This window comes from Halobacteriovorax sp. DA5 (genome assembly GCF_002903145.1).
GTDB lineage: Bacteria > Bdellovibrionota > Bacteriovoracia > Bacteriovoracales > Bacteriovoracaceae > Halobacteriovorax_A.
Genome location: NZ_PPDJ01000009.1, coordinates 14,104 through 28,004 on the forward strand (window position 1 = coordinate 14,104; position 13,901 = coordinate 28,004).

Consider the following 13,901-nt stretch of genomic DNA (forward strand, 5'->3'; position numbering starts at 1 on the left):
ATGGTGTTTATATTGATAAATACTCGAATTTTCAGGGGAGACTTGTGAAGAGATTCATTCTAATTTGTTTAATTTCAACTTCTGCTTTTGCACAGATAACATTCTTGCAAAATTTAAGGCCATTTGTAGAAAAGAATATATCGACATCGTTGGCCGATAAAATTTGGGGGGAAAGAGATGAAGTCGAACTTCCTGAGATTCCTATTGTTAAAAAGGATGCTAAAGATCTAAGTGTTTACTCTAAAAAGGAATACAAATCACCTTTCACTAAAGAGCAGATGTCTCAATATAACTTATCATTTATTAATGAGTTAATTAAGGCCACGCGCGAACTTGATGCAAATAGAGATGAGTTATCAAAATGGTATGCAACTCTAGAGCAGGGGGGAACTCGTGAAGGAGTTTATCGCTCACTTGTGCTATCGCAATACTACCAACGCTTAGAAAATTATAACCAACAAACTTCAAGAGTTGCTAAGGAAATTACAGTTACAATATTTAAAAAATATTTGAATAAGGATTTAGATATTAAAAAACTTGATCCTTTAAATATTTACTCAGTGAAAAGAATCTTGGTTGAAAATGCAATTGAGGTACAAGATGCATTATTGGCCCGTTCGCAAGATGAGTTTGCACGCTGGTATGCTGTTTATTCTGCTGAGTTAGCAAATGAATTTCCAATGTGGAATAGTAAGTTACGCTCGGCAAAGGAAAGTGGTGTTCACTACCGTTGGGCCATGAAGATGACTCCTGATATTGTAAAATCAGAATTTATCTTAAAGACTCACTTATTATTTAATCGACTTCAAAAGAAACAATAGTTAATCAAAGAATGCGTCTTCTTCCATTCCTGTTAAGGACATTAGAAGGCGCTCTACTCCTAGTGCTATGCCAGCACTTCTTGGTAAACCGTTTTCTAATTGCTTTAAAAATCTCTTAGGCCAAGGAAGATTGTATTTATAAAGATCCTGTTTTAATGCTGCATCTTTCTCAAAACGTAAAGTTTGCTCATTTAAGTCAGTAAGCTCATTGAAGCAATTGCAAATCTCTATTCCACGACAGTAAACTTCAAATCTTTCACATACTCTTGAGTCATCCTCTTTAATGGTAGAGAGTGCTCTAAGTGGAGCCGGAAATTCATAGAGCATAAGAAATTCATACTTTTCCATTTCAGGCTCAATATAATTATACATAAGGAGAAAAAAGAGGTCGTCCCATGCGTAATCTTCTTTATTACCTGATAAGCTAATTTTTGAAAATTTCTTATCAATTAAATGATAAAGTTCATTGCGATCCATAAGTTCTAAAATATCAATGTTAAGAACTTCTAAAAATATTTCTTGAACAGTTGCTTTCTTTATCTTGTCATTTAACTCGATAACTCTAACACCTTTAGACTTTAGGTATTCGTGGCAAAATCGATATAGGTCTATTGTATCTTCCATGATTTTTTTATAATTCTCATTGGCACGATACCATTCGAGCATGATGAATTGTTTTCTGTGAGTTGAGCTATTTGGCTCATCACGAAAGCAGTAGCTCATTGTAAAAACTTTTTCTAGGCCCTCTTGAAGTAGCTCCTTCATATGAAATTCTGGAGAAGTATGTAGAAAGAGGTCATGAGTTATATTTTGATGCACAGAGTGAATTGCAAAGGGATGAATATGAACTTCCATTCCTGGATTTTCAACAATTGGTGGCGTTAGCACATCCATAAAACCATCTTTATTGAAAAAGTTTCGAATTGCTTGTTGTAGATGAAATAGTTTGATCTTATTTGTCATTTTCATGCCAATTTACGCCTTAAATATTGATTTTTATGCTTACATATCATATCTCTTAAACACACAAAATGGAGAATATATTATGTTGCAACTCGTTGCTCTTTTACAGTCTTGGGCAGATCAGGCCCAGCTAAATATGACGATAACTATTGAAATGGCGTATGCATTTATCGCGCTATGTTCAGCACTAGGTATCAGTGGATTTACTGGTATTTTCTATCTTCTTAAGCCAAAGGCACAATCAAAGCTTCCAGATCGAGAGGTCAAAGAAGAGATTACTTCTGAAACTAAAGAAGTTGAAGCGGTCGAAGAAGTTGCTGTTGCTGAAGAGGTAGCGAAGGCGCAACCAACACCAACTCCTGTTCCTGAGAAGTCTTGGAAAGAAAGACTAACAAAGGGTTTAAGTAGTTCACGTAATGGTGTTTGGGGAAAAATTGGAAGTCTATTTGGTGCTGGTGGTCTCGATGAAGACGCGCTTGAGGAGGTTGAAGAACTTCTTTATGGTGCAGATCTTGGGCCTAAGGCAACAAGTGAGCTGATCGAATCTCTTGAAGAGAAAGCAAAGAGTGCTGACTTCGATGAAGCTCAATTTAAAATATACATCAAAGAATTCTTAAAGAATAAAATGGCCGACGTTCAATCAAGAAACGAAGGAGATCTTTTTGAATTTAAAGGAAATGCAACGGGAATGCCTAAGGTTATTATGATCGTAGGTGTAAACGGTGCAGGTAAAACTACAACAATTGGAAAATTAGCAACAAAACTTACTCAGCAGGGTGCAAAAGTTGTTGTTGGTGCATGCGATACATTCAGAGCAGCAGCTGTTGATCAGCTTCAAGTTTGGTGTGAGAGAGCAGGTGCAACAATGATTCGTGCAAAAGAAGGGGCAAATCCAAGTGGTGTTGGATACGATGCACTGCAAACAGCGATTAATGAAAAAGCTGATTACTGTATTCTTGATACTGCGGGACGTCTTCATACTGCAGGTAACCTGATGGAAGAGTTAACAAAGAGTAAGAATGTTCTAAAGAAGCTAATGGCAGATGCGCCACACCATACTCTCTTAGTAATTGATGCGATCACTGGTCAAAACGCAATTCGCCAAGCAGAGGAATTTCATAAGGCACTTGATTTAACTGGTCTGGTATTTACGAAATGTGATGGTTCATCAAAAGCCGGAAGTGCAATTTCCATTGTTGATAGTCTACAAATTCCAATTACCTATATTGGTGTTGGAGAAAATGTCGAAGACCTGAGTGTGTTTAATTTAGATGAGTATCTTGACGCACTAGTAGGTAATTGATTGATTGACTGAAATCCTTTGTAGGACTACAATTAAATAACTATGGATATAAGTACGGAAGTAAAAGAATATCAAATTTTAGGTCATAACTTTAGACTCAAAGAGTCTAATGAAGATGAGGTTGTTTCAGCAACTGAAATTGTTGAGTATGTTGAATCAATCGCAAGCAATATTCGCCAAAAGGCGCCTTCAATTTCTAACTCACAACTAGCAGCTCTAGTTGCACTTGAGTTGGCAAAAGAAAAGCTATCCTTAGAAAGGGAATACAGAAGTGAGATTAACGAAGTTAAGTCTCTTTCTGATAATGCACTAAAGTTGATTGAAGAAGCACTTCCAAAAACTCATTAAGATGAGTCTTGAAAAGAAACAGCTTCGAAAAAAGGTATTAGAAATATTAGCTAATTTAAGCTTAGATGATCAAAGACAGCTGTCTGAGAAAATCTGTTCCAATATCGATTCTCTTTTAAAATCCGAAAACTTAAATCCTAAGCACCTAGGGGTTTTCTTTCCAATTCCTGGTGAAGTTAATTGTTTAAATTTGAAGGCGAAAGCAATACTTAGTTTCCCTTCGTTTGGTGAAGAATCAACACAGATGTGTTTTCGAAATACACCAATAAATGAACTTGAAATAGTTCAAGCTTTTGGAAAAGAATTTAGAGTTCCTAGAGATAGTGATTCAATAATTTTTCCTGAAGTTATTTTAGTTCCAGGGGTTGCCTTTGATAATGAAGGCCATCGTTTGGGAAGAGGTAAAGGTTATTACGACATTTACCTTAATAGATTGATTAATATTGATAAGAAGAAAGTTATAAAAATAGGAGTTTGCTTTAATCAACAGTTAAGTGATGAAGTTGTCTTTGAGGAACATGATCAAGCAATGGATTTTATCGTAACTGATCGGGAAGTGATTAAAGTTAATAAATAGGAGAGAGAAATGAGTATGGATTTAATCTTAGCTTCACTTCTTTTCCTTGTCGTTGGACTAGCAGTTGGTTTTGTTATCCGTAATCTTCAAGCTAAAAAAGAAGTGCTTGAAAGAGAAGCGAAGGGTGACGAAATAATTGAAAAGGCCAAGGCACAGGCAAAAGACATTAGCTATAAAGCAAGAAAAGAGGCAAAAGAGGCAGCTCAAGAAGAAAAGAAGGAAGCTGACAAGTATGCCGAGCGTGTGAAGCGCGAACTTAACGATCAGGAAAAAGATCTAAATAAGAGACAAGCAAAGCTTGAATCGAAAATGGATGAACTTGATGAGAAGACTAAGAAAGTCGAGAAGCGTGAAGAAGACGTAAAAGAAAAAGAACTTGATGCTCTTAAAGAAAAAGAAAAATTTGTTGTTCGCCAAGAAGAGTATGCAACTAAATTATCTGAAGTTGCTGCTATGACAAAAGAGCAAGCAAAAGATGAACTACTTGATACGATGAAAGAAGAAGCTCAAGTAGATTTTTCTAAAATGATCACTCGTATGGAAGAAGAAGCTAAAGAAGAAGCTGAGACTCGTGCGAAGAGAATTGTTGGAATTGCAATTCAAAGATACGCAGGTGAGCACGTTGGTGAAAAGACGATCTCAACTGTAGACCTACCATCTGATGATGTTAAAGGTCGACTAATTGGTCGTGAAGGTCGTAACATCCGTGCATTTGAGCAAATCTGTGGTGTTGACTTAATTATCGATGATACTCCTGAAATTGTTGTTATCTCTTCATTCAACGTTGTTAGACGTGAGATTGCTAAAGATACAATTGAGAAGCTAATTGCTGACGGTCGTATTCACCCTGCAAAGATTGAAGAATTCCACGATAAATCAAAAGCTGAATTTGAGAAGAAGCTTCTTTCTCTAGGTGAAAAAGCACAAATGGAGATTGGTGTTCATGGTATCCACCCTGAAATCCTTAAGCTTGTTGGTGCTCTAAACTTTAGAACTTCATATACTCAAAACCAATACCAGCATGCAATTGAAGCAGCGTTTATCTGTGGTTCAATGGCAGCTGAGATGGGGCTGAATATTAAACAAGCTCGCCGTGCAGGTCTACTACACGATATCGGTAAAGTACTTGATGCATCTGCTGAAGGTTCACACGCTGTTATCGGTGCTGACTTCGCTAGAAAGTATGGAGAGTCTGCGGATGTTGTTCACGCAATCCGTGCTCACCACGATGACGAAAAACCAGAATCAATCCTTGCTCACATTGTTGCAGCAGCAGATGCGATTTCTGGAGCAAGACCAGGTGCTCGTAAAGCACTTACTGAGTCTTATGTATCTCGTCTTACTGATATTGAAGAAATTGTTAATTCTTTTGAAGGTGTTAGCAAGTCTTACGCAATCTCAGGTGGACGTGAAGTTCGTGTCTTTGTTGAAAATGACAAGGTTACGGATGAGGAAACTGTTATGCTATCTCGTAATATTGCTAAGCAAATCGAGGAGCAAATGTCTTACCCTGGAACAATTAAAATTACAGTTGTTCGTGAGACAAAAGCAGTTGGAGTTGCTAAGTAAAATAACTTCCATTTATAATATAAGTAAGGCACCGATATGGTGCCTTTCTTTTTTGGAACTTCTGGAGATGAGATGAAAATTGGAATTCGTTATTATTTATATTTTCTTCCGGCATTGATAATTTTCTTTATTGCATCCGCTATTTTTAGTTTTTCAACTGAAGAATATATATGTTTCTTTACGGCCATTTCATTTGCAGGTCTTTACTGCCATCCAAACCGTGACGAATACTTTGAAGGACGTACAAGTCGCTTCAACTTTGCCAATGCGGTTATGAACTTTTATACGATCTTAGAAGACCGTATTCCTGATAACACTTGGGGGAATGTCGTCCTTAGACATCTACCAGGTTTCTTATTTTTCTTGCTAGTTGGTCTTGTTGGGATTTCAACTCAGGCGCGAATTGTTTACGTCGTTGGTGTGCTTCTTTTTGAAATAACATTTTATTTCTTTATTAAGAATAACTCGCCACAAATTGATCTAGATGAGCACGAAACTCATGAATGTTCTGAGCACGAAGAAAACGGCCACGAATAGTTTCAAAATTTTCATAGTCATCAAATAGATAGCGGCAAAATGCCTTAAATCTTTTAAGAATAGTTGAATCGACAAAACCATACTTTCGATATTCTTTTTCTAACTCATAAAAGTAGAGGTCTAGATTTTGAGCGCGTACCTTTAATAGAAATTCGTCACTGATGAAATCTAAATTGCCTTGATACTCTTTATAGATTGAAGCAAGCCATGGTGTCTTAAGTGCGCTTCGACCACACATGACAGCATATGGATTACATTGATCGAAGATTCGATTGATATCTTCAATAGTCCAAATATCTCCATTGGCAATGATGGGAAGATTGGAAAATTTGACGGCCTTTTCGATATAGCTCCAGTCTGCTACGCCTTTATAAAGCTGGTCCCTTGTACGAGCATGAATTGTGATTCCATCAACGCCACAATCTTCAAAAAGTTTTAAGAGATCAAGATAGAGACTATCATCGCGATATCCAATTCTAATTTTAACTGTAAAAGTATTTTTAAAACCTTCTCTAATTTGCTTAATAATTTTTTCAAGGGCCTTAAGGTCAGACAAAAGATAGGCACCACCTTTATTTGAATTCACCTTTTTTGAAGGACAGCCAAGATTCAAATCGATATGGTGATAGTTCATTTCGCTGATAAGTGAGATGGCCTGCTCAGTTTGTGCAATTTCAGAAGTGAGAAATTGGTAAGCTGTTTGATTAGTATGGGCCTTTTTTTGTAGATAAGACTCACCAAAGTGTTTGATTAATGTCTTTGCGTGCACATTACCAACAGATGGTATTCGATAAAAATCAGTATAGTAATAATCCCAGTCGCCAAATATTCTTTGAATGACCTCACGATATGGGCCATCCGTCACACCTTCCATCGGAGCGAATATGATTGAATTTTGTTTAAAGGGTAATGTACTCACCCTTGGTTTATAAACAATAAAGGCGCAAAAAGCTACGTTGCTTTTTTAACATTTCAAAATTTTTAGGGTAAAAGTTTATTTATGGAAATCGCAATTGTAATCCCATATTCACTTGAAAGTGATGGGCTTGTTCTTTGGGGACAAGTTAGAAAAGAAGATGGCCCACTCGATGGCATGATTGAATTCCCAGGGGGAAAGGTCGAGTCTAGCGAGAGTGTTGAAGAAGCCGCTCGTCGTGAGTTTATGGAAGAAGTTGGTTTTGGATTAAATAAAATTAATCTCTTCACTCAGCTCAAACATGAATATTCAGACCGAAGTGTTTTCTTATATGTCTATGTTACTGAATATACAAAAGAAATGAGTCTGATCAGTCAAAAGATACCTTTTGAAAACGCTCAAAATGTTGTAGAAAACCTTAATATTCCAGCAGCAAATAAAATCATTATCATGCGCTTAGTTGAGCATTTTATACGAGAGAGTAATTTGAATGAGTAATACATTTGAAATGGCAAAGTACTTCTTCTTGGCCCTGGGCTTTGGAGTTTTTACTTTCGCACCAGTAGCAAATTCTAAAATGACAGGTGGAGGCTTTCAAAAGCTTTTATCAACGACTTGTCTTGTGAGTTTATTCTTTGCGGCCATTGCTCATATTGTAACTGGAAATAGTGCAACAGACTTAGAAGCAATCCTTCTTTATATCAGTACAATATGCATCCTTTTTCATCATCAGTTGCATAATCACTATGATGAGAAGAATACTGCTCTTTGGATTTTATATGCGATCCCAACTTTAATTGGCTTTTACGCTCTCTATCTTTTTCAAGATAAGAACTTAGTGAATTACCTATATATTGGCTCTTCTGTTTACTATCTTGGTGCTATTACTTATGCCATGATCTTAGGTCACTGGTATCTTGTTACACCAAAGCTTTCGGAAGTTCCTCTTAAAAAGGCTACCCTCGCTATGTGGGTACTACTTGCTGTTAAGCTTGTTTGGTCTGGATTTGAGCATACTAAACTTGGGCCTTACTTAGTTACTGGAACTGAACTTGGTGGCGGTTATGCTTTCAATTGGCTAATGGTTATCATGCGTGATGTTTGGGGATACTTGGTTATTTTTGGAATGAGCGTCTTTGGATGGAAGCTTGTTAGTATGCGAAGTATTCAAAGTGCGACAGGGATTTTCTATGCCATGACAATCTTTGTCTTTATTGGTGAAATGATTGCGATTTATTTATTTTATACATATGGGTTACTACTATGATGGAAATTACTTTAACTTGTGAAGAATGTGGTTCAGCTGTTTCTTTTCACCCTAATAAAGAGGTGACAGAAGTTGAGTGTCAAATTTGTCATACCAAAGCTCCTGTGAAGATGAATGAAGAGCACGAACAGGGTATTCTTAAGGATTGCCCATGTTGCGAAAGAAAGGATTTTTACAAACAAAAAGACTTTAATCGGAAAATTGGGGTAATGCTCTTTGTAATTGCTGCCTTAGCGACTTTATATGTGGCAACAACTCAATATGCCCCATATTCTGTGGCACCTTTTATTATTTTATATGTATTTGATTTTGCACTATTTAAGAGACTTCCTCCTGTTGTTATTTGTTATAAGTGTCATACAATCTTCAGGAAGGTCAGTAATATCAATGAGATATATGATTTCAACCATGAAATGAATGATCGTATTGTTTACTCGGATCATGACTTCAAGGGCGAACAACTCGATCATCACTAGGGTTTGTGGCTCAAATCCTTGAAATTTGTTGGTTTATGATGTATTGAATCATATCAGAATTACTGATAAAATATTTATATCTAAACGAAGGGGTAGCTCAATATAGATTCCTACCCGTAACAAGGAAACTCCTTATAGAACCTCCGCTTTATTGTTGTTACTTCTTAAAAAAAATCTCAACGAAATTTACTAAACAAGGACAAGGCAATGACTGATGTAAGCAGCCTTGAGATTGTCCTATTAATAATCTGCTTTATTGGCTCAGGTTTCTTTTCTGGTTCAGAAGCAGTCCTACTTTCGATTCCTCACGATCGTGCTAGCCAGCTTATTCAAGAAGGTGGTGCAAAGGGAAGAGCAATTGCATTTATGATTGATCGCCCAAGTGAGATCCTGACGACAATTCTCGTTGGAAATAACGTCGTCAATATTTTTGCCTCATCATTAACGACAGTTCTTGCCACCCGTTTATTTGCGGATGATGCCATTGGTATTGCAGTCGGGGCGACAACTTTTGTCATTCTAATTTTTGGTGAAATTATTCCAAAGACATTTGCACGAACGCACGCTGAAAGCTTATCTCTTTTTGTTATCCGTGTTCTACAAATTTTTTATTATCTACTTTATCCTGTTATTAAAATTATGGTTTGGCTTATCCACACTGTTCTTGGTGAGAATGCTCAGCTAACAGGTAGAATTGTAACGAAGGATGACCTTGAGTTTATGATTCAAAAAGCAGAGAAAGAAAATACGATTGATCATAAGCAAATTGATCTTTTTAACTCAATCCTTGAATTTCCAAAGATCAAAGTAAAAGACATTATGATTCCTCGTAAGGAAATCAAGAGTATTCAAGTTAATAGCTCATATAAAGATGTAATTAGTGAAATTGAAGAATCAATTCACTCACGTTATCCAGTTGTTGATGGTGAGATTGATAATATAGAAGGTTTCCTTCACGTCAAAGAGCTTGCTTTTTTAAAGAGGTCTGAGCGTGACAACTTTACTCTAGTTAACCACTTAAGAGACCCATTCTTTGTTTATGAGCACATGAAAATTCAAGCAGTTTTCGACCATATGAACCGTAAGAAAGTTCACATGGCCCTGGTAAAAGATGAGAACGGTTTAATTGTTGGTATCATTACACTAGAGGATATTATCGAGGAAATTCTTGGCGAGATTCAAGATGAACACGATGATGATATTGATGAAATTACAAAGGACTATCAAGAGAGTGATCTTATTGAAGGTGTTGATATCGATGGTGCAACCAATTTAAGAGATCTTGATCACGATTACGATATTAAGATACCACTTAATGATAATTATTCGACTCTTGCTGGCTTTTTACTTGATATGCTTGGAAATAACTTTCCTGAAGCAGGTCAGATTATTATCTGGGAAGGCTATAGCTTTGAATTAACTGAAGTCTTTGACTATGAAATCAAGCAAGTTAAGATTAAAGATGTTGATGGGGAGAAACACTTCTTCTCTAAGAAAGAGGCCAAAGAGGCCACTGAGAATACTGACGATCTGTTAGAAATTCCTGTTAAATAATCCAAATTAACATAAATTTAGCTAAAGCTTACATAGAGGGAATCTATTAGATTCCCTCTTTCTGATAGACTATACTAAATTCGAACTAGTCATGGAGTAGTTATGTCTAATAAATATCAAATTGCAGTAATCGGTGGTGGCGCGGCCGGAATGATGGCCACACTACGCGGTGTTTTAAATAATGATTCAGTTGTTCTTTTTCCTGGAACACCTAAGGATAAGAAACGTTCTCGTGAGAAATGGGTATATAAAGTTGAAAATATGCCTGGTACTCATAAATATAAAAAAGGTATTGAAGAGCCTAACAAAGAAACTCTTGAGTGGATTGAACAATCTGAATTTAAAGATAATCTGACTTTCGTTAAGGGAAAGGGTGTTACTGAAGTAACAAAGTTAAGTGACGGAAGTTTTGAGTTAATCGATAGTTCAGGTGAAAAGTATCAAGCAGAGTATGTTGTGCTTTGTACTGGAATTATGGATGTTCAGCCTCATTTTAATGATAGCATCAAACCAATTCTACCTTTTGCAAACGCTCAAACTGTTGACTATTGCCTGCGTTGTGATGGCCACCATGTTTATGACAAGCATACTTCAATTATTGGTCACACTTCTGGTGCAGCCTGGGTTGCAGTGATGCTTAAAGAACGCTACAACACGCCTTCAATGTCGATCTTAACAAATGGTGAGACTCCACAATTTGATGAAGAGACTCAAAAATTAATCAAAGCCTATAAGATTGAAGTGTTCACTGAAGCCATTGTTGATATTCTTGGTGATCGCAAGAGCGGAATAATCGAGGGTTATAAGTTTGCTAGCGGAAGAACGCTAGAGTCTGCCTTTTCTTTTGTTTCGCTTGGAACAATCGTTTATAATGAACTTGCCAAAGCTATTGGTGCTGAAATTGACGGTAGAGGCTATGTTCTAGCTAATGATAAAGGTGAAACAAATATTGAAAACTTTTATGTTGCAGGTGATTTAAGGGCCAACCGTAAGAAGCAAATCTACACAGCTTGGGATATGGCCGTTGACTCACTTGATGATATCAACGCCAAAATCAGAAGAAAGAAAAGGGCAGCGTTATTAACTTCACAAGGTTTAGCTTAATTATATTAATTGTCCTGACTACAGTAGTAGTCAGGGCACAAAATAAGACAACTCAATACCGAAGTCTTTATCAATCAAAACAAGGCTTAACAGAAGCCGAACTAAAGAATCTATCAAATCTAACTGTTGTTTTCCTTCCTGGAATTCTCTCGCAATCAGCAATAGAGGGTTCTGGTCAGATCGTGAATCTTTCGTATTTCACAGGTGATTACTTTCGCGACTATATGGATCTATTAAAAGAACATAAAGTAAAATTCAAAAGAATAGTCGTTGAATCAGAAGATCCAGTTAGTAAGAATTCAAAATTTATAAAAAATGAGATTGATAAGATAAATGGCCCAATACTCGTCGTCAGTCATTCTAAAGGTGGACTCGAGTTCTTGGATGTACTTATTAATAATCCGCAGGTTTCTAAAAGAGTTATTGGTTGGGTTTCAATGCAATCGCCTTATCATGGTTCGGTCTTAGCGGATTATTTTATTCAGAGCTCGTTTAAGAAAACTGTTATGGGGTGGCTATTTGCGCTGCTTGGTGGTGATGTTAGCGGAATGGAATCAGTTGGAACAAAAATTCGTTCTGATTATATGCAGGCCAATGCTGCTAAAATTGAAGCGGCACTTGAAAATATTAACCTTCTTCAATTTATTACATTCATCAACGAGCAAGAAGGAAGAGAGACATCACTAGAGATTAGTCGTAACTTTATTTTTGAAAGAGTTGGGCGCAACGATGGAATGGTTGATTTAAGATCTTCATTACTAAAACCTTATCGCCATGTAATCATTAACGACGTGGATCACTTAACAACAGTGCTAGATCAAAAAAATATGGACTTTCTAAAAGGTGAAAATGAATCTTGGAGATTTGATCGCAAACAACACTTTCGTGCAATTCTTCAACTTATTTTAGAATCGAAATTTTAATATCACCTGTGACTTTTGCACGACAAGCTAGACGGATATTACCTTCTGCAACTTCAGTGTGCTCGGGAGCGATGGCCTCAATTGTATTTTCTTCGATAATTCCTGGCTTTTGTAGATTGCAACTACCTTCGATAATTTGAATACGACATGAGCCGCATGACCCACTTAGACATCCATGGGGTAGAGTGAGACCTTGATCCTGTATTGCGTCAAAAATTGTCTGACCTTCTTCGATTGTAAATTCAGTTACTTGCTCATCATTTCCAATTAGTGACACTCTGTGCATACAGTTTTCATCCTTGAAAGTTTATTGTTCTTTTCAGCTCTAATAGCACTATTTTAGCATCATTAATTCCTGCGTAAATTCAGGTAATTATTGCAAACTTTCTAAGGAGAAAAAACAATGCCTAGTTTTGAGAGATTATACAAAGACGGACACGAAGAAGTTATCTTTTTTAGTGATCCAAGTTGTAACCTTAAGGCAATCGTAGCGATTCACAACACTGTACTTGGACCAGCTTTAGGTGGAACAAGAATGTGGCCATATGAATCAGAAGAAGAAGCACTTAACGATGTTCTAAGACTTTCGAGAGGTATGACATATAAGAATGCTGTTGCTGGATTAAACCTTGGTGGTGGTAAAGCTGTTATCATCGGTGATCCAGAAAAAGATAAGTCAGAAGCTCTATTCCGTTCTTACGGACGTTTTATGGAGTCATTAAACGGTCGTTATATTACTGCAGAAGACGTAAATATTAGTGTTGATGATATTGAGCACGTATTTACTGAAACTAATAACGTAGCTGGTGTTGCTGAAATCCACGGTGGTTCAGGTAACCCATCTCCATGGACAGCACGTGGTGTTTTCAGAGGTATTGAAGCAGCATGTATGAAAGTTTATGGAAACCGTTCACCAAAAGGTAAAGTAGTAGCACTTCAAGGTGCAGGTTCTGTTGGACGCTACCTTGGTGAGTACCTATACAATGAAGGTGCAGAAGTTTACGTATGTGATATCAATGAAAAGAACCTTGAGCTTTTCAAGGAAAAAGTTCCAAATGCAAAAGTTGTTGGGATCGATGAAATCTATGACGTTAAAATGGATATCTATGCTCCATGTGCACTTGGTGCAACAATCAACGATGACACAATCGATCGTCTACAGTGTAAAATCGTAGCTGGTGCTGCAAATAACCAACTTGCAGAAAACCGTCACGGTAAAATTCTTAAGGAAAGAGGTGTTCTATACGCTCCAGATTATCTAATCAATGCTGGTGGTGTTATGAACGTTTCAATCGAATTTGAAGGTTGGTCAGAAGATAAAGCAATCAGAATGGTTGATTCAATCTATGATACAACTCTAGAAGTTTTCAATATTTCTGAAGAACAAGATATTCCAGTTTACCAAGCGACAGATATCCTTGCTGAATCTAGAATTGAGTCAATCAAGAATATCCAAGGGAAATTCCTAGGTCACGTTGGACATAGATTCCCAGGTAGAAAAAAGCGTTAATCTCAATCAAGATTTTACGATATAAGGGCCCGT

At 36.8% G+C, this 13,901-nt stretch carries 16 protein-coding genes; 13 read left to right on the plus strand and 3 right to left on the minus strand.

The window, feature by feature from the left end; genetic code table 11:
- Positions 1-44: 44 nt before the first annotated feature.
- Entirely contained in the window at positions 45-821 is a 777-nt protein-coding gene (locus C0Z22_RS12580; protein ID WP_103218726.1) for a hypothetical protein, read from the plus strand.
- Here C0Z22_RS12580 and epmA read toward each other — a convergent pair whose 3' ends face one another.
- Positions 822-1,790 carry an EF-P lysine aminoacylase EpmA gene (gene epmA, locus C0Z22_RS12585; RefSeq protein ID WP_103218727.1) on the minus strand — a complete coding sequence of 323 codons (969 nt, stop codon included), beginning with the start codon at positions 1,788-1,790 and terminating at the stop codon, positions 822-824.
- 76 nt (positions 1,791-1,866) lie between these two features.
- On the opposite strand from epmA, the gene ftsY reads away from it, so the two are divergent.
- From ftsY to C0Z22_RS12610, 5 genes are all read left to right on the plus strand, one after another.
- Positions 1,867-3,087, plus strand: a complete 1,221-nt coding sequence (gene ftsY, locus C0Z22_RS12590) for a signal recognition particle-docking protein FtsY (protein WP_158246920.1) — start codon at positions 1,867-1,869, stop codon at positions 3,085-3,087.
- 42 nt (positions 3,088-3,129) lie between these two features.
- Positions 3,130-3,435 (plus strand): cell division protein ZapA, encoded by a 306-nt coding sequence (zapA, locus tag C0Z22_RS12595; RefSeq protein ID WP_103218729.1) that lies wholly within the window; start codon positions 3,130-3,132, stop codon positions 3,433-3,435.
- Positions 3,407-4,012, plus strand: a complete 606-nt coding sequence (locus tag C0Z22_RS12600; RefSeq protein WP_146037892.1) for a 5-formyltetrahydrofolate cyclo-ligase — start codon at positions 3,407-3,409, stop codon at positions 4,010-4,012. The genes zapA and C0Z22_RS12600 overlap by 29 nt, the downstream gene beginning before the upstream one ends.
- A 15-nt stretch (positions 4,013-4,027) precedes the next feature.
- Positions 4,028-5,581 (plus strand): ribonuclease Y, encoded by a 1,554-nt coding sequence (gene rny / locus C0Z22_RS12605; protein WP_368667189.1) that lies wholly within the window; start codon positions 4,028-4,030, stop codon positions 5,579-5,581.
- 72 nt (positions 5,582-5,653) lie between these two features.
- Entirely contained in the window at positions 5,654-6,118 is a 465-nt protein-coding gene (locus C0Z22_RS12610; RefSeq protein ID WP_146037893.1) for a hypothetical protein, read from the plus strand.
- On the opposite strand, the gene C0Z22_RS12615 is transcribed toward C0Z22_RS12610, so the two are convergent.
- Positions 6,036-7,037: a tRNA-dihydrouridine synthase gene (locus C0Z22_RS12615; protein ID WP_146037894.1), complete on the minus strand. Its 1,002-nt coding sequence runs from the start codon at positions 7,035-7,037 to the stop codon at positions 6,036-6,038. The genes C0Z22_RS12610 and C0Z22_RS12615 overlap by 83 nt on opposite strands.
- 81 nt (positions 7,038-7,118) lie before the next feature.
- On the opposite strand from C0Z22_RS12615, the gene C0Z22_RS12620 reads away from it, so the two are divergent.
- From C0Z22_RS12620 to C0Z22_RS12645, 6 genes are all read left to right on the plus strand, one after another.
- Positions 7,119-7,532: an NUDIX domain-containing protein gene (locus C0Z22_RS12620; protein WP_103218734.1), complete on the plus strand. Its 414-nt coding sequence runs from the start codon at positions 7,119-7,121 to the stop codon at positions 7,530-7,532.
- The gene (locus tag C0Z22_RS12625; protein ID WP_103218735.1) at positions 7,525-8,301 is read left to right on the plus strand and encodes a hypothetical protein; all 777 of its coding nucleotides are present in this window, start codon (positions 7,525-7,527) and stop codon (positions 8,299-8,301) included. The genes C0Z22_RS12620 and C0Z22_RS12625 overlap by 8 nt, the downstream gene beginning before the upstream one ends.
- Positions 8,298-8,777 (plus strand): hypothetical protein, encoded by a 480-nt coding sequence (locus tag C0Z22_RS12630; protein WP_103218736.1) that lies wholly within the window; start codon positions 8,298-8,300, stop codon positions 8,775-8,777. The genes C0Z22_RS12625 and C0Z22_RS12630 overlap by 4 nt, the downstream gene beginning before the upstream one ends.
- Before the next feature lie 207 nt (positions 8,778-8,984).
- Entirely contained in the window at positions 8,985-10,331 is a 1,347-nt protein-coding gene (locus C0Z22_RS12635; protein WP_103218737.1) for a hemolysin family protein, read from the plus strand.
- A 102-nt stretch (positions 10,332-10,433) separates the two neighbouring features.
- Positions 10,434-11,435, plus strand: coding sequence for an NAD(P)/FAD-dependent oxidoreductase (locus tag C0Z22_RS12640; RefSeq protein ID WP_103218738.1), 1,002 nt, complete (start codon positions 10,434-10,436; stop codon positions 11,433-11,435).
- 182 nt (positions 11,436-11,617) lie between these two features.
- Complete coding sequence (locus tag C0Z22_RS12645) at positions 11,618-12,358, plus strand: hypothetical protein (RefSeq protein ID WP_103218739.1); 741 nt, start codon at positions 11,618-11,620, stop codon at positions 12,356-12,358.
- On the opposite strand, the gene C0Z22_RS12650 is transcribed toward C0Z22_RS12645, so the two are convergent.
- On the minus strand, positions 12,336-12,644 hold the full coding sequence (locus tag C0Z22_RS12650) for a 2Fe-2S iron-sulfur cluster-binding protein (protein WP_103218740.1): 309 nt from the start codon (positions 12,642-12,644) through the stop codon (positions 12,336-12,338). The genes C0Z22_RS12645 and C0Z22_RS12650 overlap by 23 nt on opposite strands.
- A 117-nt stretch (positions 12,645-12,761) precedes the next feature.
- Between C0Z22_RS12650 and C0Z22_RS12655 the strand changes: the two genes are divergently transcribed.
- Positions 12,762-13,868 (plus strand): Glu/Leu/Phe/Val dehydrogenase dimerization domain-containing protein, encoded by a 1,107-nt coding sequence (locus C0Z22_RS12655; RefSeq protein ID WP_021265862.1) that lies wholly within the window; start codon positions 12,762-12,764, stop codon positions 13,866-13,868.
- The last annotated feature ends 33 nt before the right edge of the window (positions 13,869-13,901 follow it).

Bases quoted from the DNA above. Each gene is read 5' to 3' on its own strand.
- epmA (WP_103218727.1), bottom strand. From the start codon at position 1,790: ATGAAAATGACAAATAAGATCAAACTATTTCATCTACAACAAGCAATT.
- ftsY (WP_158246920.1), top strand. From the start codon at position 1,867: ATGTTGCAACTCGTTGCTCTTTTACAGTCTTGGGCAGATCAGGCCCAG.
- zapA (WP_103218729.1), top strand. From the start codon at position 3,130: ATGGATATAAGTACGGAAGTAAAAGAATATCAAATTTTAGGTCATAAC.
- rny (WP_368667189.1), top strand. From the start codon at position 4,028: ATGGATTTAATCTTAGCTTCACTTCTTTTCCTTGTCGTTGGACTAGCA.
- C0Z22_RS12610 (WP_146037893.1), top strand. From the start codon at position 5,654: ATGAAAATTGGAATTCGTTATTATTTATATTTTCTTCCGGCATTGATA.
- C0Z22_RS12620 (WP_103218734.1), top strand. From the start codon at position 7,119: ATGGAAATCGCAATTGTAATCCCATATTCACTTGAAAGTGATGGGCTT.
- C0Z22_RS12625 (WP_103218735.1), top strand. From the start codon at position 7,525: ATGAGTAATACATTTGAAATGGCAAAGTACTTCTTCTTGGCCCTGGGC.
- C0Z22_RS12630 (WP_103218736.1), top strand. From the start codon at position 8,298: ATGATGGAAATTACTTTAACTTGTGAAGAATGTGGTTCAGCTGTTTCT.
- C0Z22_RS12635 (WP_103218737.1), top strand. From the start codon at position 8,985: ATGACTGATGTAAGCAGCCTTGAGATTGTCCTATTAATAATCTGCTTT.
- C0Z22_RS12640 (WP_103218738.1), top strand. From the start codon at position 10,434: ATGTCTAATAAATATCAAATTGCAGTAATCGGTGGTGGCGCGGCCGGA.
- C0Z22_RS12650 (WP_103218740.1), bottom strand. From the start codon at position 12,644: ATGCACAGAGTGTCACTAATTGGAAATGATGAGCAAGTAACTGAATTT.
- C0Z22_RS12655 (WP_021265862.1), top strand. From the start codon at position 12,762: ATGCCTAGTTTTGAGAGATTATACAAAGACGGACACGAAGAAGTTATC.